The organism is Sphingosinithalassobacter sp. LHW66-3 (assembly GCF_050703275.1).
Taxonomy (GTDB): domain Bacteria; phylum Pseudomonadota; class Alphaproteobacteria; order Sphingomonadales; family Sphingomonadaceae; genus Sphingomonas.
In genome coordinates this window covers 2,878,707-2,897,613 of sequence record NZ_CP193482.1, presented here as the reverse complement: position 1 = coordinate 2,897,613, position 18,907 = coordinate 2,878,707, and the positions used below count along the sequence as shown (strand labels likewise).

The 18,907-nt window shown below is 67.6% G+C and carries 19 protein-coding genes; 6 read left to right on the top strand and 13 right to left on the bottom strand.

Annotated elements, in window-relative coordinates; genetic code table 11:
• Positions 1–172 precede the first annotated feature (172 nt).
• The 4 genes from ACQ450_RS14240 to ACQ450_RS14225 all read right to left on the bottom strand — a co-directional run bounded on the left by ACQ450_RS14240 (position 173) and on the right by ACQ450_RS14225 (position 3,889).
• Positions 173–586 carry a DUF3617 domain-containing protein gene (locus ACQ450_RS14240; protein ID WP_431469762.1) on the bottom strand — a complete coding sequence of 138 codons (414 nt, stop codon included), beginning with the start codon at positions 584–586 and terminating at the stop codon, positions 173–175.
• A gap of 85 nt (positions 587–671) precedes the next feature.
• Positions 672–1,595, bottom strand: a complete 924-nt coding sequence (locus tag ACQ450_RS14235) for an Hsp33 family molecular chaperone HslO (RefSeq protein ID WP_431469761.1) — start codon at positions 1,593–1,595, stop codon at positions 672–674.
• A gap of 145 nt (positions 1,596–1,740) precedes the next feature.
• On the bottom strand, positions 1,741–2,664 hold the full coding sequence (argF, locus tag ACQ450_RS14230) for an ornithine carbamoyltransferase (protein ID WP_431471236.1): 924 nt from the start codon (positions 2,662–2,664) through the stop codon (positions 1,741–1,743).
• A 28-nt stretch (positions 2,665–2,692) separates the two neighbouring features.
• Positions 2,693–3,889 carry an aspartate aminotransferase family protein gene (locus tag ACQ450_RS14225; protein ID WP_431469760.1) on the bottom strand — a complete coding sequence of 399 codons (1,197 nt, stop codon included), beginning with the start codon at positions 3,887–3,889 and terminating at the stop codon, positions 2,693–2,695.
• Between the two features lie 202 nt (positions 3,890–4,091).
• On the opposite strand from ACQ450_RS14225, the gene ACQ450_RS14220 reads away from it, so the two are divergent.
• Positions 4,092–4,418, top strand: coding sequence for a phage tail protein (locus ACQ450_RS14220; RefSeq protein WP_431469759.1), 327 nt, complete (start codon positions 4,092–4,094; stop codon positions 4,416–4,418).
• 59 nt (positions 4,419–4,477) lie between these two features.
• On the opposite strand, the gene ACQ450_RS14215 is transcribed toward ACQ450_RS14220, so the two are convergent.
• Positions 4,478–5,335, bottom strand: coding sequence for an ABC transporter permease (locus ACQ450_RS14215; protein WP_431469758.1), 858 nt, complete (start codon positions 5,333–5,335; stop codon positions 4,478–4,480).
• 61 nt (positions 5,336–5,396) lie between these two features.
• On the opposite strand from ACQ450_RS14215, the gene ACQ450_RS14210 reads away from it, so the two are divergent.
• Entirely contained in the window at positions 5,397–6,047 is a 651-nt protein-coding gene (locus ACQ450_RS14210; RefSeq protein WP_431469757.1) for a GcrA family cell cycle regulator, read from the top strand.
• Between the two features lie 70 nt (positions 6,048–6,117).
• On the opposite strand, the gene ACQ450_RS14205 is transcribed toward ACQ450_RS14210, so the two are convergent.
• A complete protein-coding gene (locus tag ACQ450_RS14205; RefSeq protein WP_431469756.1) occupies positions 6,118–6,756 on the bottom strand; it encodes an SOS response-associated peptidase family protein in 639 nt (212 codons plus the stop codon).
• 98 nt (positions 6,757–6,854) lie between these two features.
• Here ACQ450_RS14205 and ACQ450_RS14200 point away from each other — a divergent pair, with 98 nt between their 5' ends.
• The 3 genes from ACQ450_RS14200 (at position 6,855) to ACQ450_RS14190 (ending at position 11,415) form a co-directional block, all read left to right on the top strand.
• The gene (locus tag ACQ450_RS14200; protein ID WP_431469755.1) at positions 6,855–7,874 is read left to right on the top strand and encodes an alpha/beta fold hydrolase; all 1,020 of its coding nucleotides are present in this window, start codon (positions 6,855–6,857) and stop codon (positions 7,872–7,874) included.
• A 96-nt stretch (positions 7,875–7,970) separates the two neighbouring features.
• Positions 7,971–9,956, top strand: coding sequence for a DNA topoisomerase IV subunit B (gene parE, locus ACQ450_RS14195; RefSeq protein ID WP_188054351.1), 1,986 nt, complete (start codon positions 7,971–7,973; stop codon positions 9,954–9,956).
• Between the two features lie 88 nt (positions 9,957–10,044).
• A complete protein-coding gene (locus ACQ450_RS14190; RefSeq protein ID WP_431469754.1) occupies positions 10,045–11,415 on the top strand; it encodes a serine hydrolase in 1,371 nt (456 codons plus the stop codon).
• Between the two features lie 105 nt (positions 11,416–11,520).
• On the opposite strand, the gene ACQ450_RS14185 is transcribed toward ACQ450_RS14190, so the two are convergent.
• From ACQ450_RS14185 to ACQ450_RS14170, 4 genes are read right to left on the bottom strand one after another with little or no spacing between them, the layout of a single operon-like run.
• Positions 11,521–12,060, bottom strand: coding sequence for a GNAT family N-acetyltransferase (locus ACQ450_RS14185; protein WP_431469753.1), 540 nt, complete (start codon positions 12,058–12,060; stop codon positions 11,521–11,523).
• Positions 12,057–12,848: a LysR family transcriptional regulator gene (locus ACQ450_RS14180; RefSeq protein WP_431469752.1), complete on the bottom strand. Its 792-nt coding sequence runs from the start codon at positions 12,846–12,848 to the stop codon at positions 12,057–12,059. The genes ACQ450_RS14185 and ACQ450_RS14180 overlap by 4 nt, the downstream gene beginning before the upstream one ends.
• Before the next feature lie 9 nt (positions 12,849–12,857).
• The gene (apaG, locus tag ACQ450_RS14175) at positions 12,858–13,256 is read right to left on the bottom strand and encodes a Co2+/Mg2+ efflux protein ApaG (RefSeq protein ID WP_188054347.1); all 399 of its coding nucleotides are present in this window, start codon (positions 13,254–13,256) and stop codon (positions 12,858–12,860) included.
• Complete coding sequence (locus tag ACQ450_RS14170; protein WP_431469751.1) at positions 13,256–14,464, bottom strand: trans-sulfuration enzyme family protein; 1,209 nt, start codon at positions 14,462–14,464, stop codon at positions 13,256–13,258. The genes apaG and ACQ450_RS14170 overlap by 1 nt, the downstream gene beginning before the upstream one ends.
• A gap of 96 nt (positions 14,465–14,560) precedes the next feature.
• Between ACQ450_RS14170 and ACQ450_RS14165 the strand changes: the two genes are divergently transcribed.
• Positions 14,561–15,931, top strand: coding sequence for a phospholipid carrier-dependent glycosyltransferase (locus tag ACQ450_RS14165; protein ID WP_431469750.1), 1,371 nt, complete (start codon positions 14,561–14,563; stop codon positions 15,929–15,931).
• A 21-nt stretch (positions 15,932–15,952) separates the two neighbouring features.
• Here ACQ450_RS14165 and ACQ450_RS14160 read toward each other — a convergent pair whose 3' ends face one another.
• The 3 genes from ACQ450_RS14160 to recO are packed head-to-tail and all read right to left on the bottom strand — an operon-like array spanning position 15,953 to position 18,880.
• Complete coding sequence (locus tag ACQ450_RS14160; protein ID WP_431469749.1) at positions 15,953–17,059, bottom strand: glycosyltransferase family 2 protein; 1,107 nt, start codon at positions 17,057–17,059, stop codon at positions 15,953–15,955.
• Positions 17,056–18,102, bottom strand: a complete 1,047-nt coding sequence (gene leuB, locus ACQ450_RS14155) for a 3-isopropylmalate dehydrogenase (RefSeq protein WP_431469748.1) — start codon at positions 18,100–18,102, stop codon at positions 17,056–17,058. The genes ACQ450_RS14160 and leuB overlap by 4 nt, the downstream gene beginning before the upstream one ends.
• Before the next feature lie 46 nt (positions 18,103–18,148).
• Positions 18,149–18,880, bottom strand: coding sequence for a DNA repair protein RecO (gene recO, locus ACQ450_RS14150; RefSeq protein WP_431469747.1), 732 nt, complete (start codon positions 18,878–18,880; stop codon positions 18,149–18,151).
• Positions 18,881–18,907 lie beyond the last annotated feature (27 nt).

Here is an 18,907-nt window from a genome sequence, read left to right as displayed (position 1 = left end):
GCCTCCTCGGCTAGCGCTTTCTCGCCCAAGGTCCAGCCCCTCGGCGGCGGCGCGAACAGAAAAAGGGCCGCTCGGGCGAGCGGCCCAGGACCAAACGCTGCCAAAAGGAAATGTCCCGCGAGGGACACCGCCTTCTACTACGGTCTTGGTAAACAAAGGGTTCCGTGCCGGCTCAGTTGCAGGGGCCTATGCGCCGTGCTTCCATCGCGAGAAGGAACGGCGCGCCGGCCTCGATGCCCTGCGCGTCGATCCGGGCGAGCCGCGGCGTTTCCACCAGCACGGTGGTGCGGCCAGTGCCGCGCCCGGCGCACGAATACTGCACCGTCGCCGTCCGGCCCGTATTTTCGATCACCCGCTGCGTGCACTGCGCTCCGCTCAGGCGCGGGCGCAGCAGCACGACCGCGTCGCGCAGGCAGATCCGGCGTACCGCCCCGCCGTTCAGCTCCCGCAGCTCCCACGCGCCGAGTTCGAGCTCCTCGAGCGCACGAAAGGTCCCGACGCCATCCTGCACGGGCAGCGCGCCGGCCGTACCGGCGACGAGCAACGCTCCGGCCGCTGCCGGCCGCGCGAACTGCATGAGCCGCATTTCGATCTCCCGGCGGGCGAGCCCGCGTTGCGCGAGTCTTCGCCCGAACATCACTCTCTCGCGATTCGGGCAAAAGAGTCCAGTATTACAGTGGTGACGCTGTGAAGTCCGACAGCGGAACCGGGAAATTGCGCGCGCAGAATGCACAATCGACCGTAATCATGCCCTCAGCATCGGCCATTGCCTGCCGCTCCTCTGGCGGAAACTTGCCCAGGACTTGCGTGATATACTCCGCATCGCAGCGGCAACCGCGCGAGAGCTCCGCGCCTGCCAGCACGCGCACTTCGCTCTCCTCGTTGAACAGCCGCCAGACGAGGTTCTCGAGCGGGATCGACGAATCCGCCAGCTCGTCCGCACCCATCGTGGCGCCGAGCGCCTCGACATGGCCCCATTCGGGATGGTCGAGCCGGGTATGCAGCCGTTCGCGACCTTCCTCGCCTTCGGGCAGATGCTGGAGGAACAGCCCGCCCGCGATCAGCCGTCCCTCGGCGTCGCGGCCAAGGCCGAGCCGCACGAGGCTGGGGATCTGCTCCGACTGAAGGAAATAGCTCTCGGCCGCCTGCGCGATCGAATCGCCGTCGAGCGGGACGATTCCCTGATAGCGCTCGCCGGTCGCCGCCTGGTCGAAAGTGACCGCCAGATAGCCTTGGTTGAACATCGCGAACAGCGAAGGGTTCTTGCCCAGCAGCGCCAGCCGATCGGCGTCATACTGGACGTAGCCGCGCAGTTCGCCGCCCTTGTAGTCGCACACCATCAGGCTCACGATGCCATGCTGGGTCTGCGCCTGCAGGGTCAGCTGGCCGCCGGCATCCTTCAGCGTCGAGCCGAGCAGCGCAGTGAGCGTCAGCGCTTCCGCAAGCAGCCGCTCGATCGGCGGCGGATAGGCATGCGCCGACAAGATCTCGTCGAGCACCGGTCCGAGCCGCGTCACGCGGCCGCGCGCATTCCGTTCGGGAAGAGTGAAGCCGATCGCGCGGTCGAGATCGGCGGGGCGTGGTGTGTCGGTCACGAGAACAACCTTCGGGCTGGGCATGTCGAAACCCCGTCCGTCCCCTTTCCGCCCTCGGAAAGAAGTGCAGCGCCTAGGCACGCTCGGCGCGGACGGGGCTGTTGGCTTCGGGCACGAGATAGGAAGCCTCGTGCCCGGCGACAACTCAGCCGATCTGGCCGAAGCACCAGCGCAGGATCGCCTTTTGCGCATGCAGGCGGTTTTCCGCCTCGGGCCAGATCAGCGACTGCGGCCCGTCGATCACCTCGGGCGTCACTTCCTCGCCGCGATGGGCGGGCAGGCAGTGGAGGAACCTGGCGTCGGGCTTGGCCTTCTCCATCAGCGCGGCATCGACCTGATAGGGTGCGAGCGCGGCCAGCTTCGCCTCGGCGTGGGCCTGCCCCATCGAGATCCAGGTGTCGGTGATGACGACGTCGGCGTCGGCCACGGCTTCGGCCGGATCGTTGACGCAGCGCGCGCGCCCCGCCCCCGCCGCCATCGTCTCCTCCGGCAGCGAGAAGCTCTGCGGGCAGGCGGCGACAAGGTCGAACTGCATCAGCCCGGCAGCCTCGACGATCGAGGCGAGCACGTTGTTGCCGTCGCCCAGCCAGGCGACCTTCAGCCCCGGCAGCGCCTTGCCGCTCTCGATGATCGTCAGCAGGTCGGCCATGATCTGGCAGGGATGGCTGTCGTCGGTCAGGCCGTTGATCACCGGCACGCTGGCATATTCCGCCATCTCGAGCAGCTTGGCGTGATCGTCGGTGCGGACCATGATCGCGTCGCAATAGCCGGAAAGCACGCGCGCGGTATCGGCCACGGTCTCGCCGCGCCCCAACTGAGTCGTGGCCGCGTCGAGCACCACCGAGCTGCCGCCCAGCTGGCGGATCGCCATGTCGAACGACACGCGCGTGCGCGTCGAGCTCTTCTCGAAGACCAGCGCCAGCGTATGCCCGGCGAGCGGCGCATCGGCGTCGACCCTACCCTTCGGCCAGCCTGCGCGCGCTGCCTTCCGGTCGAGCGCGTCGGCGAGCATGGCGGCGATGCCGGCGGGTCCGGCGTCGGCAAGACTAAGGAAATTGCGGATCGTCATCGGCACGCCTCTGGAAAAGCCCGTTGGCTCAATCGTCGCTCGGCGGCACATAGACCTGCGCCGCTTCGCTCAGCTTCTGCACGCATTCGGCGATATGCTCCTCGCCGATCACCAGCGGCGGCAGGATGCGGACGACATTCTCGCCCGCCGCCACCGTCAGCAGCCCGTGATGATCGCGGCAGAAGGCGACGAAGTCGCGGCTCACCGCCGGCTCCTTGAGCTTGAGGCCGAGCATCAGCCCCTTGCCGCGCACGCTGTCGAACAGATGATCGTAGTTCGGGATCATCTGCTCCAGGCTCGCGCGCAGCCGCTCGCCCATCGCCTTCACATGCGCGAAAAAGCCTTCCTCGAACATCACGTCGAGCACTGCCTCGCCCGCCGCCATGGCGAGCGGATTGCCGCCATAGGTCGAGCCATGCGTGCCGATCACCATGCCCTTGGCGGCCTTCTCGGTTGCGAGGCACGCGCCGAGCGGGAAGCCGCCGCCGATGCCCTTCGCCGCGGCGAGGATGTCCGGCTCGATCCCATACTGCTCATAGGCGAACCAGCTGCCGGTGCGGCCGTATCCGCACTGCACTTCGTCGAGCACGAGCATCAGCCCCTTCTCGTCGCACGCCTTGCGCAGGCCCTGCAGGAACTCAGGCGTCGCCGCGCGGATGCCGCCCTCGCCCTGCACCGGCTCCACCAGGAAACCGGCGGTATTGTCGTCGATCAGCGCCAGCGCGCCCTCGAGATCGTTGAACTCGGCATAGGCGAAGCCGGGCAGCAGCGGCTCGAATCCATCGCGCAGCTTGGCCTGGTTGGTGGCGCTGATCGTCCCGATCGTCCGCCCGTGGAACGCCATGTTGAAGGTGATCAGCCGGTGCTTCTCGGGCTGGCCGTTGGCGAAATGATAGCGGCGCGCGGTCTTGATCGCGCATTCGACTGCCTCGGCGCCCGAATTGGTGAAGAACACCGTATCGGCGAAGCTGTTGTCGACGATCCGCTGCGCCAGCTTCTCTCCCTGCGGCGAACCGTAGAGATTGGAGACATGCATCAGCGTCGCCGCCTGGTCCTGAATCGCCTTGGTGAGGTGCGGATGGCCATGGCCCAGCGCGTTCACTGCGATGCCGCTGGCGAAATCGAGGTATCGCTCGCCGCGCTCGCCGATCAGATAGCAGCCCTCGCCTCGCACCGGACGCACATCGCACCGCGGATAAACGGGCATGAGCGGGGTGATCGACATTGGGACTGCTCCTTTTCGCAAGAACGAGTGAATACAACTCCGAAACGACAAAGGGCGGCCCATCCGGACCGCCCCGGAGCGGGTGTTTAGGGGCAGCCCAGCAATCGCGTCAACACCATCGGCGCGACTCCGGCAGGAAAATGCAGTAGGATCGTTTCGCATCCGTCCGGATGTTCCGGGCGGCGCAAACAGGGGGTTTGCAATGGCACGCAAGATGATGACGGCCGCATGCGCGGCGATCGCCGCTCTGACCGTTTCCGCTCCGGCCTTGGCACAGGAGTCCTTCCTCGGCGAGGTGCTGCTTCTCGGATCGAATTTCTGCCCCGCCGGGACAATGGATGCCGACGGGCGCGTCCTGCCGATCCAGCAATATGCGGCACTCTTCTCGCTGTACGGGACGACCTATGGCGGCGACGGGGCAAGCAGCTTCGGCATTCCCAAGCTCGTCCCGCCGCTGGCCGGGATGCACTATTGCGTCGTCGTGGACGGCGCCTATCCGCCGCGCCCGAATCGGTCGCGCACGAACTGAGCGGCTCATAACCGGTCCGCCGCCGCGTCTTTGCAGCGGCGGCGGACCGCTGGGTCGCGTCAGCTCTTCAGCTTCCAGCCGCGCTTGAGCAGCCAGTAGCAGAACAGCCCCAGCGCCACATCGAGCGCGAGGATGATCGCACTGCCCAACAGCACGGGCGAATCGGCGACTCCGAGAAAGCCGTAGCGAAAGCCCGAGATGATGTAGAAAAACGGATTGGCGTGGCTGACCGCCTGAAAAGTCGGCGCGAGCCGCTCGACCGAATAGAAGGTGCCCGAAAGCAGCGTGAGCGGCGCGACGACGAAGTTGGTCACCGCCGCGGCGTGATCGAACTTCTCCGCCCAGATCGAAGTGAGCACGCCCATCAGTGCGAGGAACACCGACCCCAGCAACCCGAACCAGAGCACTGCCCAGAAATGGCTCGGCGTCACGTTCACCCCCGGCCACAACGCCATCGCCAGCCACACCGCGCCGCCCACGCAGAAGGCGCGCGTTACTGCGCCGCCCACCAACGCCGCGAGTAGCTCGCCGGTCGATAGCGGCGGCATCAGATAATCGACGATCGTGCCCTGGATCTTGCCGACCAGCAGCGAGAAGCTGGCGTTCGCGAAGGCGTTTTGCAGCATGCCCATCACGATCAGCCCCGGCGCGACGAAATTGCCGAACGCGATCGGCTCGCCGTCGAGCGTCACCTGCCGCCCGTTTCCGCCCAGTGCGACGGTGAAGATCACCAGAAACAGCAGCGTCGTTACCGCGGGCGCCCAGATCGTCTGGAGTTGCACCTTGAAGAAACGGCGCACCTCCTTCACATATAGGGTTCGCAAGCCTGCCCAATTGACGTTGCGGATCGTGGGGACACCCGGCTCCGGCAGCGGATGCTGGCGGGGCTCGGCACCCGATTGGGGCTGGCTGCTCATGGCGCGATCGCCTAATCGCTGCCGGGGCCGCCCGCAAGCCGCGGAATACTGAAGGAAGACCATGAGCTGGACCGAAGAGCGCATCGAGACGCTGAAGAAGATGTGGGATAGCGGCATGACCGCCACTCGGATTGCCGAGGAACTGGGCAACGTCAGCCGCAATGCCGTGATCGGCAAGGCCCACCGGCTCGGGCTTCCGTCGCGTCCGTCGCCGGTGAAGCCGAACGAAGGCCGCGCCGCCCCTGCGGCGCCGGCCAAGGCCGCGCCCGAACCGCGCGCCGCGCCGGCACGCGAACCGGCCCAGCAGCAGGAGCAGGAGCAGGAGCAGGAGCAGGAGCCGGCTCCCACTCCCGAAGCGAAGCCGAGCGCGCCGGCCCCGTCGCTCCGGTCGGTCGGCCCCGGCGGCTTCGTTCGCCAGAATCCGGGCGAGCAGGCGCCGCCGAGCACGCCCGCGCCGCCGCGCCGGCTGGTGCCCGCCAAGCCGAGCGAGGCGATCGCCGGCAAGACGTCGCTGCTCGATCTCAACGATCGCATCTGCAAATGGCCGATCGGCCATCCGGGCGAGCCGGACTTCCACTTCTGCGGCGAAAAGGTGAACCCCGGCTTTCCCTATTGCGTCGATCATTGCGGCCATGCCTATCAGGCGCAGCTGCCGCGCCGCGATCGCCGGCCTCCGCCGCCGCTTCCCTTCGGCGGTCCGCGGGTCCGCTGAACAGGAACCGAGGACATACGGGGGCGGTTCGAAAGAGCCGCCCCTTGTTTTTCGGGCAAGCTCCGCCCTTTCAGGCCGAGCGCGGCGCCACCCGCACGTCGAGCATGCCCGCGGGTGTCGGTGCAATCAGCTCCCGCGCCGGCACGTCTCCGCGCAGCCATGCCGCCCAGCTCGTTCGCGGCATCAGTACGACCTGTCGTCGATGATGCGGCGCCACGTCGGGTCCCGGCTCGCACGTCAGCATGGTGAAGGCTTCGCCTGTTTCGGGAACCGCGCGCCACAGGCCCGCGACGCAGAGAAAGCCGTCTCCCAGCACGCTTCCGGGCGCGGGCGTGAACAACAGCCGCTCCTTGCGCTTGGACTTCGTCCCCGTGCCCGGCGCCGGCTCACGGAATTCGTAGAAGCCGTCGAGCGGGATCAGGCAACGCCCCTGCGTCGGCGCATTGCGGAAGTCGCGTCCCTCGGATCGGTAGTTGTAGATCGGGCGACCGCCCTGCCCCGGCCAGCTCCACCGCCGCTGCACCAGTTGCGCGCCCATTCCTTCGCCCGAGGGGGCGGCGCGCACGATCGGCGTGGCATCCGTGATGCGCACGCTGTCGGTCGGCTCGAGGTTCGGCAGCCCCTCGGGAAAGTCGAGCGGGATGCGCATTTGCGCGAAACCCTCACCGATCTCTCCTACGGCGATCTGCCGCGCCGCTTCGTTGCACATGCTACCAGTTTTGGCGCAAAGCGGGCGCCGGTCAACCGGCGCGGCGGGAGCCGCGGGCGCATCCGTTCGTTCGCGCTCCGAGAACATGGGAGGCAGGCATGCGGTTCTGGATTGGTGCGGCCGGCGTGGCGCTCACGGCCTGTTCGGCTCCTGCCAGCGCGCAGACCGAGCCGCAAACGCCGATCTACGGCGCCCACCTCGAGCGGTTCGACTATCCCTATCCGGTCCACTGGTTCGAAACCCGGTCGCAGGGCGATGCCGTGCGCATGGCGTATCTCGACGTCGCGCCGCGCGGCGCGCCAAACGGCGAGACGGTCGTGCTGCTCCACGGCAAGAATTTCTGCGCCGCGACCTGGGATCAAGCGATCGGCGTACTGGCCGAAGCCGGCTATCGCGTGCTCGCGCCCGATCAGATCGGCTTCTGCAAGTCGAGCAAACCCGAAGGCTATCAATATAGCTTCCGTGCGCTGGCGAGCCTGACCGATGCACTGCTCGACCGCGTCGGCGCGGCGAAGGTCACGCTCGTCGGCCATTCGACCGGGGGGATGCTGGCGATGCACTATGCGCTCCTCCATCCCGAGCGGCTGGAGCGGCTGGTGCTCGTCAATCCGCTCGGGCTCAACGATACCGTGGCCGAAGGCGTCCCCTATGCCGATCTCGGCACGCTGCGTGCGGAGGAAGCCGAGACCGACCACGCCTCGATCAAGGCATATCAGCAGCGCGTCTATTATCAGGGCGAATGGCGGCCGGCCTATGATCGCTGGGTGGACATGCTGGCCGGGCAATATGCCAGTCCGGACGGCGATCGGGTGCGCGACGCGCAGGCCCGGCTTTCGGACATGATCCAGAGCCAGCCGATCGTGGGGCAGATCCCGGAAATCGACGTGCCCACCACGCTGATCATCGGCCAACGGGATCTGACCAGCTTCCGCCGCGGCAGCGCGCCCGAGGCGCAACGCGAGTCGATCCGCACCGTGCCGGAAGCGGCCGAGACGGCAGTGAACCGCTTTCCCGAGGCACGGCTCATCCGCCTTCCCGAACTCGGCCATTCGCCGCAGATCGAGGCTCCCGAGCATTTCCATCGCATGCTGCTAGCCGCGCTCGCCTCGGGCGACTGATCCTCGAAGCGTTGCCACAGCATCGGCGACCTGCGAATGACGGCCAACGCACGGCGGCGCCTTGCACTGCGGAATCGCGGCGCCCATACCGGGAACATGTCCGACGACCTGTTCGAGTCCGATACTCCCCGCTCCGCCCAAAGCTATGACGCCTCCTCGATCGAAGTGCTCGAGGGGCTGGAGCCGGTGCGCCGCCGCCCCGGCATGTATATCGGCGGGACCGACGAGCGGGCGCTGCACCACCTCGCCGCCGAAGTGCTCGACAACGCCATGGACGAAGCGGTGGCGGGCCATGCCACCCGGATCGAAGTGATGCTGGACGAGGGCAACCGCCTGACGATCAGCGACAATGGCCGCGGCATTCCGGTCGATCCGCACCCCAAGTTTCCGGACAAGTCCGCGCTCGAAGTGATTCTCTCGACGCTCCATTCGGGGGGCAAATTCTCGGGCAAGGCCTATGCGACGTCAGGCGGGCTCCACGGCGTCGGCGTCAGCGTCGTCAACGCGCTCTCGGTGGATACGGTGGTCGAAGTCGCGCGCAACCGCGAGCTGTTCCGCCAGCGATTCAGTCAGGGGCAGACGCTTGGCCCGCTCGAGACGCTTGGCTCCACGCCCAACCGTCGCGGAACCACGATCGCCTTCACTCCGGATCCGGAGATCTTCGGGCCGGAGATGCAGTTCAAGCCCGCCCGGCTCTACAAGCTCGCGCGCTCCAAGGCCTATCTGTTCGCCGGCGTCGAGATCCGCTGGAAATGCGCGCCTGCGCTGGTCGAAGGAAGCGACATTCCCGCCGAGGGCGTGTTCCAGTTCCCCGGCGGCCTTGCCGATCATCTGAAGGAACAGGTCGGCGGGCGCGAATGCGCGACGGCGGAATTCTTCGCCGGTAGCCAGGATTTCCCCGAAGGCAACGGTCGAGTCGAATGGGCGGTCGCCTGGCCGCTCTGGTCCGACGGCAGCTACAGCTGGTATTGCAACACCATCCCCACCCCCGATGGCGGCACGCACGAGCAGGGCCTGCGCACCGCGCTCACGCGGGCGTTGCGCGCTTTCGGCGACCTTGTCGGGCAGAAGAAGGCCAAAGATCTCACGGCGGACGACGTGATGACCGGCAGCGAACTCATGCTCTCGGTGTTCATCCGCGATCCCCAGTTCCAGAGCCAGACCAAGGACCGCCTCACCTCGCCCGAGGCGACCGGCCTGGTCGAAAAGGCCGTGCGCGATCATTTCGACCATTTCCTCACCGACAACATGGATCGCGGCAAGGCGCTGCTCGGCTATGTGCTTGAGCGAATGGACGAGCGGCTTCGGCGCAAGCAGGAACGCGACGTCAAGCGCAAGACCGCGACCAGCGCGCGCAAGCTGCGCCTGCCCGGCAAGCTCACCGATTGTTCCTCGGACGCTTCGGAAGGCACCGAGCTGTTCATCGTCGAGGGCGACAGCGCGGGCGGCACGGCGAAACAGGCACGCGACCGCAAGACTCAGGCGATCCTGCCGATCCGCGGAAAGATCCTCAACGTCGCCAGCGCCACCTCGGCCAAGATCCTGGCCAATCAGGAGATCGCCGACCTGATCCTCGCGATGGGCTGCGGCACCCGCAAGGACTGCGACGCGGCTAACCTGCGCTACGATCGGATCATCATCATGACCGATGCCGATGTCGATGGCGCGCATATCGCTACGCTGCTGATGACCTTCTTCTTCCAGGAGATGCCCGACGTGGTGCGCAAGGGGCACCTCTATCTGGCCCAGCCGCCGCTCTATCGCCTCACCGCGGGCGCCAAGTCGGCCTATGCCCGGGATGATGCGCATCGCGCCGAACTGGAGCGCACCGAATTCAAGGGCAGAAAGGTCGAAGTCGCGCGGTTCAAGGGACTCGGCGAAATGAACGCGCAGCAGCTCAAGGAAACGACGATGGATCCCAAGACGCGCGGCATGCTGCGCGTCCGCCTGCCCGAGGAATATGAGGAACGGGCGGTGGTGAAGGATCTGGTCGACCGGCTGATGGGGACCAATCCGGCGCATCGCTTCGCCTTCATCCAGGAAAACGCCGCGCGGCTCGAGGAAGACGCGATCGACGCCTGACCTCCTTCGGCCAATAATTGATATCATAATTTTTGCCGGGTAGGATCGGGCGGCCGCGGCGATTCGCGGCGCAGCAGGGGACTTGCCGATGCTTCGCACACGCCTTCTCGCCGCAGCCTTCGCCGCGCTCACCCTCACCGGAGCGCCGGCCGTCGCGCAGGACGCTCCCGCTTCCCCGCCGCAAGCCCCGCAGGCGATCGCACCTTCCCCGGCACTGCAGGCACGGATCGACGAGCTTCCGGCAATCCTTTCCGGCGGCGGCGATTACGAGGCGTTTTTCCATCCGGCTTTCGTCGCGCAAGTGCCGAAGGCGCAGTTCGATCAAATGACCGCCCAGATGCGCGCCGGCGCGGATGCTCCGCCCGAGATCGCCGACGTCGAGGCGCGCGACCCGAATCAGGCCGTCATCACCGTCGCCTTTGCGAACACCACTGCCACGCTCCAGATCGCCGTCGATCCTGCCGAGCCGCATCAGGTAACTGGGCTTCGAGTGACTGGCTTTCAGGCGCGCGAAGCATCGCTCGGCGAAGTGTTCGACGCGATCGAGGCGCTGCCGGGCCGCACCGGCTATGCTGCCGCGCGATTGGGCGACGGCGCTCCGCAAATGCTTCATGCCGAGGATGCCGACACTCCGTTCGGCGTCGGCTCCGCCTTCAAGCTCTGGATCCTCGCGGAACTGGTCCGCGCCACCAATGCCGGTGAACGGCAGTGGGACGATGTCGTGACGCTCGACGGAAGCGCGCTTCCCGGCGGCGCCTATTTCGCGGCGCCTGCGGGCACCGAAGTCACGCTGCGCGAACTGGCCGGGCGGATGATCTCGGTGAGCGACAACAGCGCGACCGACATCCTGCTCCACCATCTCGGCCGCGAGCGGGTGGAGGCGATGCTGCCGGTGGTCGGCGTCGCGCCCGAACAGGTCGCGATGAATCGCCCGCTGCTCGGCACGCTCGAATTCTTCAAGCTGAAGGGGATCGAGGATGGGGCGCTTGGCCGCCAGTGGATCGGCAGCGACCATGCCGAGCGCCGCGCGCTGCTGGCCGGCGAAGTCGCCGCCGCGCCGATCACGGCAATCCGCCCCGATCTGTTCCAGGACGGCGTGCCGGTGATGATCGACGCAATCGAGTTCTTCGCCAGCCCCGCGGATCTCGTCCGCACGATGGACTGGCTGCGCCGCAACACCGAAGCCAATTCCGTCGCCCGCGACATTCTCTCGCAGAACCCCGGCGTCTCGCCCGGCATTGCGCAGCAGTGGCGCTATGTCGGGTATAAGGGCGGCTCCGAACCCGGTGTCATCAACATGACGCTGCTCCTCCAGGCGCAGTCCGGGGAATGGTATGCATTCAGCGGGAGCTGGAACGACCCGGAGGCGGCGGTCGACAACGGCCGCTTCGCCGGGCTCGTAAGCCGCATGGCGGAACTCGCGGCGGCGGCGCTGCCGCAACAGAGCGCCGGCCAGTAAGCGACTCGCTCATTCGCCTGGGGCCGCCGTTCGGCCGAAGGGGATGCAACCGCTCGGAGGAGCGTGGCATCAGGGGGGCCGCCGCCGATCGCCCGCTCCAGCCGCTTAGCGCCTGGTGCCTCGCGCCGCCCATTCGTCACGCAGCAGTCCGTACAGCGCGGTGTCGCGCACGCCGATGTGCGTCGCCCATTCGGCGCGCAAAATACCTTCGAGCGTGAAGCCGAGCGCCTCCAGCAGCGCCCGCGAGGCGCGATTCTCCGGATCGGTGTCGGCGATCACACGGCGCTGGCCTTCTTCGAAGAACAGGTGATCGAGCAGCCGAGTGACCGCCTCGCGCGCGATCCCCTGCCCCCAGTGCACCCGCCCGAGGATATAGCCGGCTTCAATCACGCCCGAACGCTTCGCGCCGGCGGCGACCCACCCAAGCGCGCTATCGTCGCCGCGCCGCGTGATCGCCCAGTGACGCCATTCGGGCACGGGAGCCAGATAGTCGCGAGTCTCCTCGATCGTTCGATGCGGGCCGCTCGACCACCAGGTCATCAGCTCGGCATCGGCCAGCATCGGGTGCAGCGCCTCGGCATCATCGGGAGAAAGCGGCCGCAGCCGCAGCCGCTCGGTCTCGAGCACCGGCGGCGCATCGCTCACGACGCGAGCGCCTCCACCAGATCGCGGACCTTCTTCTGCCGCCACTGCGGCAGCGGCGCGACCAGCCAGTAGCCGAGCCGCGACGCTTTGGGCTCGCCCACCATCACCACTCGGCCGGCGGCCAGGTCGCCGCGCGCCAGCACTTCGGGAACGGTCGCCCGGCCCAGCCCGTCGGCGGCGGCGTCGAGCGCGAGCCCGGCATCGCCCACCCGCACCAGCGACTGCGCCTCGTCGGAAATGCACCCCGGCCACGAAATGCGCGTCTCCGCGCCCCCGCCCGGCCGCTCCACCGTCACCATCCCGTCGGATTCGAGCGCCTCGCCCTCATGCTCGCCCGGCCCCTCGCCCCATCGAACCGCGAGATCGAGGTTGGCCTCGGTGAAATCGAGGCTTTCGTCGGCGGTAAGCAGCATGAAGCGCAGCTCGCCGTCGGCGCGCGCGATTTCGGCCAGGCGCGGCATCAGCCATTTCGCGGTGAGGTCACGCGGGGCGGCGATCGTCAGCGACTTGGACGACTGCCCCGCCTGCATCGCGCGTACCGCCTCCTCGAACTGCAGGAAGCCGTGACGCAGCGCGTCGAGCCCCGCCTCGCCTTCGGGCGTCAGCTCCAGTCCGCGCGTCGTGCGGCGGAACAGCACGACGCCCAGCGTGTCCTCCAGCGCCCGGATCTGCTGGCCCACAGCGGCCGGCGTGACCGCCAGCTCGTCGGCCGCGCGGGTGAACGACAGGTGCCGGGCGGCAGCGTCAAGAACGCGAAGGCCGTTGAGCGGGAGATGCGTGCGCTTCATCGGCTCATCTCACCCCGTCACGGTCGGAGCGATCAGCGCGAATTTGGGGATCGTAACGTCGAAGGTGGAGCCGTCCTCGCCCAGCATGTGATAGCTGCCCTGCATGTTCCCCGTCGGCGTCGCGAGCGGACATCCGGAGACATAGTCGAAACTGCCGCCCGGCGCGATCAGCGGCTGCTCGCCCACCACGCCTTCGCCTTCCACCGAATGGCGCGCGCCGCGCCCGTCGGTGATGATCCAGTGGCGCGTGAGCAGTTGCACCGCCATCGGCCCTTCGTTCTCGATGCGGATGTGATAGGCCCAGAACCAGCGCCCGCGCTGCGGCTCCGACTGTTCCGGCAGATAGGAGACCGATACGCGAACGGTGATCCCCCGCGTCTCGGCTTCCTCGGTGAACAGCGCCTTCATCAAAGGCCCACCGCTCGCAGCGCCTGATCGAGATCGGCGATCAGGTCCTCCGGATCCTCCAGTCCGACGTTGATGCGCAGCAGGCCTTCGGTAATGCCCATGTCGAGCCGCTTCTCCTCGGCGACTCCCGAGTGCGTGGTCGATGCCGGATGCGTCATCAGCGAACGCGAGTCGCCGATGTTGTTCGAAATGTCGATCAGCTCCAGCGCATCGAGCAGCCCGTGCGCCTGGCTGCGCCCGCCGTCCACCTCGAACGAGAAGATCGGCCCCGCCGCCGCCATCTGCGCCATCGCCAGATCGTGCTGCGGATGGCTGGGCAGGCCGGGGTGGTTGATCCGCGGCACGCGCCCCTCCAGGAATCGCCCTACCACGAGTGCATTCTCGCTCTGGCGGCGGATGCGCAGATCGAGCGTCTCCAGCCCCTTGAGCACCACCCAGGCGTTGAATGCGCTCAGCGTCGGCCCGGTGTTGCGCGTGAACGGCAGCAGCACCTCGGTGACGAAATCCTCGCTGCCGCACACCGCGCCGGCGAGCACGCGCCCCTGCCCGTCCATCATTTTGGTCGCCGAATAGGCAACGACATCGGCGCCGAACTCCATCGGCCGCTGGAGCGCGGGCGTCGCAAAGGCATTGTCGACGACGCTGGTGATCCCGCGCTCGCGCGCGATGCCGCACACCGCCTTCAGATCAACGACGTCCATCGTCGGATTGGCCGGAGTCTCGAAGAAGAAGACCTTCGTCCTGTCGGTCGCCGCGTCGGCGAATGCCTGCGGATCGCGCGCATCGACCACCGTCGTCGCGATGCCGAATTTGGGCAGCAGCGTATCGGTGAGCCAGCGGCACGATCCGAACAGCGCGCGGCCCGCGACGACATGATCGCCAGCCTCCAGCTGGCACAGCAGCGCCGCGGTCATCGCCGCCATGCCGCTCGCCATGCAGCGCGCGGCCTCGGCGCCTTCCATCAGCGCGATCCGCTGCTCGAGCATCTCGACGGTAGGATTTTGCAGCCGCGAATAGGTCATGCCCGCCTGCTCGCCGGCAAAGCGGGCGGCGGCATCGGCGGCACAGTCATAGGCATAGCCGGACGTGAGGAACAGCGCCTCGCTCGTCTCGCCCCATTCCGAACGCGCAGTTCCTCCGCGCACCGCCTGAGTCGCGGGCTTCCACTTCTGGGTGACGCTACGGTCCTGTCCGGTATGACGCTTCATGACGGTTGCTTTGCCGGGGCCGGACGGGCGGCGTCAAGTTAGCCGCGCTTGGGCTGTGCCAAGCTGGCCAGAGCAAACCGGCATGACGCACGCGAAATGATCGGCTATCGCTCCGCCGCCATGCTCGATCGCCTCACTGACCTTCGCTCCCGTCCCTGGCTGGTCGGGCTGCTCGTCGCCCTCGCTGCCCAGATCCTGTTCACCGTGCATCTCGACCGCCCGGGCATCATCCAGTTCGACGAGACTCATTACGTGCCGGCCGCGCGCAGCCTGCTGCTGCTCGATCAGGCGCGCAACACCGAGCATCCGCTGGTCGCCAAGGAACTGATCGCGCTCGGTATGGCGGCTTTCGGAGACAATGTCTGGGGCTGGCGCCTGCCGTCGACGCTCGCCGGCAGCGCCACGGTCGCCGGCGTGTTCGCGATCCTGTGGCTGCTGCTCGGGCGCATGCGCTTCGCGCTCGCGGGTGCGGTGTTCGTCGCGCTGAACCAGCTGCTCTATGTGCAGGCGCGGATCGCGATGCTCGACGTGTTCCTGGGCGCGTTCCTCGTCTGGGCGATGGTGGCGTTCCTGGCGGCGATGCGCGCGCCGCCGAACAAGGTGCTCGTGCGCTGGATCGCGGGAAGCGCGCTGCTGGGGCTTGCGGTCGGCGTGAAATGGGCCGCGATCCCCTATGTCGCGCTCGCGGGGCTGGCGTTCGTGACGATCCGGCTGATCGACGCCCGCCGCAGCGCCTCTCGCCCGGCGCAGACGCAGACGCAGACGCAGACGCAGACGCAGCGGGGAATGGTGGCCGCCGCTTTCGCCGGAAAGGGTCAGCCGCACTGGCCGGGTCTCGCGACGCTTCCGGGGCTGCTGCTGATGGGCGCCGTGAGCATCGTCGTTTATTTTCTCACCTATCTACCGGCCTTCTTCTACGCCTATGGGGCGATCCCTCCCGGCGAGATCGTCGCGTTCCAGTTCAAGATGTACGAGGCGCAGACCCAGGTGCTGTCGGCGCACACCTATCAGTCGGATTGGTGGAGCTGGCCGCTGATGCTGCGGCCGATCTGGTATTTCTACGAGTTCGAGGGCGGCGCCCAGCGCGGGGTACTGCTGATCGGCAATCCGGTAATCATGTGGGGCGGTCTCGTCGCCGTGGCCGCCTGCTACTGGGCATGGTTCCGGTCGAAGGCGATCGTGCCGCTGGCGATGGCGCTGCTGTGGACCGCTTCGCTCGCCATCTACATCGTCATCCCCAAGTCACTGGGCTTCTATTACTATTATCATCTCTCGGGCATTTTCCTCGCGCTGGTGCTGGCGGTCGCCTTCCACCATTTCGATGGGGGCAAGCGGCGCGGGCTCGAGGAATGGTTCGGCGGCGCGGCGCTGCTCGCCTTCATCTATTTCTATCCGATCCTCTCGGCCGCGCCGCTCTCCGGAGGCGACGCGTTCGAATTCTGGATGTGGTTCCCGAGCTGGAGGTGATGCTGCCGGTGCGGCGGCGAGTTACTTGTACCGCCCCCAGGTGAAGCGCGACGACAGCGCGAAGTTCCACACCGCGCCGACGAGGATGCCGGCAAGCGCCGAGAACGCCCAATAGCCGTGCTGCACATCGTGCAGGAACGCCGCCACGCCGACATTCGCCACTGCCCCGACCGCGCAGACGGCGCAGAAGGAAAGCCAGCCGCTCACCAGCGCCTTCGCGCCCTTCAGCCGCCGATCGCGATAGGTGAGTGCATTGTTGAGGAAGAAGTTGAACGTCATCGCCGCCAGCGTGGCGATCGCGGTGGCGACGATGAACCCCAGCCCCGCGCCTATGAAGAACAGCCAGAGCACCGCCATGTGCAGCCCCGCCCCCAGCGCGCCGATTGCGGAGAACATTGCGAAGCGGACCGGCACGAAACGCCCGAACATGCGATCGTAGAGCGCGATCAGATATTCCATCGCCACCACGTGATCGAGCTTGCTCTCGCCGGCTTCGCGGATGCGGAAGACATAGGGCAGCTCCCTGAACTTCAGCGGCCGCGGGCTCGCGGTCATGATGTCGAGCAGGATCTTGAAGCCGATGCCCGACAGCAGCGGCGCGAGGCCGCGTATCACGTCCGACCGGATCATGAAGAAGCCGCTCATCGGATCGGTGAGCCCGTCCTTCAGCACCCCGCGCGACAATCGCGTCGCCAGCGCCGATTTGGCCACTCGGTCGCGATCCCATTCGCCCGTGCCGCCGCCTTCGACGAAGCGCGATCCGATCACCACGTCGAGCGTTGCGTCCGCCTGCAACGCGTCGAGCATCTTCGGCAGCAGCGTCTCGTCATGCTGCAGGTCGCCGTCGATCACCGCGACCGCCGGCGCCGCAGTCGCGCACATGCCCTCGATGCACGCCGAAGAAAGGCCGCGCCGGCCGATCCGCTGGATTACCCGCACCCGTCCGTCGATCCGCGCCAGCTCGCGCGCGACGTCCGCCGTGCCGTCGGGGCTGTCGTCATCGACGAAGATCGCTTCCCAGGCGCGGCCTTCCAGCGCCTGATCGAGCTTTGCGATCAGCACCGGCACATTCTCGCGCTCGTTGAAGGTCGGGATGACGACCGCAAGCTCCAGCGATCGCGGGATCACGCGAGGTGCCTGAGCACGGTGTCGCCCATCTCCCGCGTCGAGCAGCTGCCGCCCAGATCGGCGGTCCGCACTCCGCTCGCCAGCGCGCGCGCGACGGCGGCCTCGATCCGCTCGGCGTTCGGCACGTCGTCGAGCGAGTGGCGCAGCAGCATCGCCGCCGAGAGAATCGCGGCGCAGGGATTGGCCTTGCCCTGCCCGGCGATGTCCGGCGCGCTGCCGTGGATCGGCTCGTAGAGGCCGCGACTGCCCTCGCCCAGCGAGGCGGACGGCAGCATGCCGATCGACCCCGCGCACATGCTCGCCTGGTCCGAGAGGATGTCGCCGAACAGATTGCCGGTGACGACCACGTCGAACTGTCCCGGATTGCGCACCAGCTGCATCGCGGCATTGTCGACGTACATGTGGCACAACGCGACGTCGCGATAGTCGGCCGAAACTTCGTTCACCACGTCGCGCCAGAGCTGCGAGGTTTCGAGCACATTCGCCTTGTCGACCGACACCAGCCGGCGCGAGCGCGTGCGCGCCGTCTCGAAGCCGACGCGGGCGATTCGTGCGATTTCGGCTTCGTCATAGGCCATGATGTCGAAGCCCAGGCGATGCCCTGCGTCGTTCAGCTTGCGGCCCTTCTCGCCGAAATAGACGTCGCCGGTCAGCTCGCGGACGATCACCAGATCGATGTCGCGCGCGATTTCGGGGCGAAGCGCCGAAGCCCCTTCCAGCCCCGCGAACAGCTTCGACGGGCGCAGGTTGGCGAACAGGCCCAGTTCCTTGCGCAGCCCCAGGATCGCTGCCTCGGGGCGAAAGGCGCGCTCCAGCGTGTCATATTGCGGCGCCCCGACCGCGCCGAACAGAATCGCGTCGGCGCGTTTCGCCAGCGCCAGCGTATCGGGCGGCAGCGGCATGCCGGTTTCGAGATAGGCCGCGCCTCCCACCAGCGCTTCTTCGAACCTTGCCCCGCAGCCCACGGCCTCGAGCACCCGGCGCGCCTCGGTCGTCACTTCGGGACCGATGCCGTCGCCCGGCAAAATCGCGATCAATGCCACTGAAACCAGCCCTCCCTCGGCGCAGCGCATTGCCGAAGTCGCGCGCTCACGCAACCGCCCTCTTGATCCGGTCGATCAGCCGCGTGCGCGCCGCCAGTATTTCGCTCGCCCGCCCGGTCAGCAGATCGCGCTCGAGGAAGTGGCCGGCAAGCCGCAGGCCATCGAGGATCTCGCGCCATTCGGCGGTTCCGCCGGCGGCGACGAACCCGGGCAGCGGCAGCAGCCGCGCCTCATATCCCGCCGCGCCTGCGCGGCTCACCGCAGCGCCGCTCCGCGGGCTGACGAATGCCAGCTCCGCCGTTCCGCCGGTCGCCGCGCACCGCTCCAGATCGAGTCCGAACCCCAGCTCGGCCAGCAGCAGCAGCTCGTAGCGCACCAGCGCCGTGCCCCAGCCGCGCGCCGCCGGCGCCGCCTCGATCGCGGCGAGCACGCCGTCGAGCGCCGCATGCAGCCGTGGATAAGGCTGTCCCTCGGGCAGCACCGCCGCCGTCAGCGCAGTCACCCAATCGATCGCGGCGGCCGGCAGCGGCTCGGAAAACAGCGGCGCCCGGCTGTGCACCAGCTCGGTCGTCAGGCTCGCGAGTTGCTCCTCGGTCCGTGCTCGCCATTCGCCGAGGACCAGATTTCCCGGCTGGAGCACTGGCTTCAACCGCCGCGACCGCCCGCCGCGGACATAGCCCGGCTGCAGCCCGTGCGCCTCGGTCAGCGCCCGAACGACGGCGCCATGCTCGCCATGTGCGCGCACGGACAGGACGATGGCTTCGGCGCGCAGGTGCATCGCGCCACCCTAGCGGCGTGCGGCCGT

What these genes read in the sequence shown, in the direction of transcription:
- ACQ450_RS14165 (WP_431469750.1), top strand. Translation starts at nt 14,561, where the DNA reads ATGATCGGCTATCGCTCCGCCGCCATGCTCGATCGCCTCACTGACCTT.
- ACQ450_RS14190 (WP_431469754.1), top strand. Translation starts at nt 10,045, where the DNA reads ATGCTTCGCACACGCCTTCTCGCCGCAGCCTTCGCCGCGCTCACCCTC.
- ACQ450_RS14200 (WP_431469755.1), top strand. Translation starts at nt 6,855, where the DNA reads ATGCGGTTCTGGATTGGTGCGGCCGGCGTGGCGCTCACGGCCTGTTCG.
- ACQ450_RS14205 (WP_431469756.1), bottom strand. Translation starts at nt 6,756, where the DNA reads ATGTGCAACGAAGCGGCGCGGCAGATCGCCGTAGGAGAGATCGGTGAG.
- ACQ450_RS14215 (WP_431469758.1), bottom strand. Translation starts at nt 5,335, where the DNA reads ATGAGCAGCCAGCCCCAATCGGGTGCCGAGCCCCGCCAGCATCCGCTG.
- ACQ450_RS14220 (WP_431469759.1), top strand. Translation starts at nt 4,092, where the DNA reads ATGGCACGCAAGATGATGACGGCCGCATGCGCGGCGATCGCCGCTCTG.
- recO (WP_431469747.1), bottom strand. Translation starts at nt 18,880, where the DNA reads ATGCACCTGCGCGCCGAAGCCATCGTCCTGTCCGTGCGCGCACATGGC.
- ACQ450_RS14170 (WP_431469751.1), bottom strand. Translation starts at nt 14,464, where the DNA reads ATGAAGCGTCATACCGGACAGGACCGTAGCGTCACCCAGAAGTGGAAG.
- ACQ450_RS14240 (WP_431469762.1), bottom strand. Translation starts at nt 586, where the DNA reads ATGCGGCTCATGCAGTTCGCGCGGCCGGCAGCGGCCGGAGCGTTGCTC.
- parE (WP_188054351.1), top strand. Translation starts at nt 7,971, where the DNA reads ATGTCCGACGACCTGTTCGAGTCCGATACTCCCCGCTCCGCCCAAAGC.
- apaG (WP_188054347.1), bottom strand. Translation starts at nt 13,256, where the DNA reads ATGAAGGCGCTGTTCACCGAGGAAGCCGAGACGCGGGGGATCACCGTT.
- ACQ450_RS14210 (WP_431469757.1), top strand. Translation starts at nt 5,397, where the DNA reads ATGAGCTGGACCGAAGAGCGCATCGAGACGCTGAAGAAGATGTGGGAT.
- ACQ450_RS14225 (WP_431469760.1), bottom strand. Translation starts at nt 3,889, where the DNA reads ATGTCGATCACCCCGCTCATGCCCGTTTATCCGCGGTGCGATGTGCGT.
- argF (WP_431471236.1), bottom strand. Translation starts at nt 2,664, where the DNA reads ATGACGATCCGCAATTTCCTTAGTCTTGCCGACGCCGGACCCGCCGGC.
- ACQ450_RS14180 (WP_431469752.1), bottom strand. Translation starts at nt 12,848, where the DNA reads ATGAAGCGCACGCATCTCCCGCTCAACGGCCTTCGCGTTCTTGACGCT.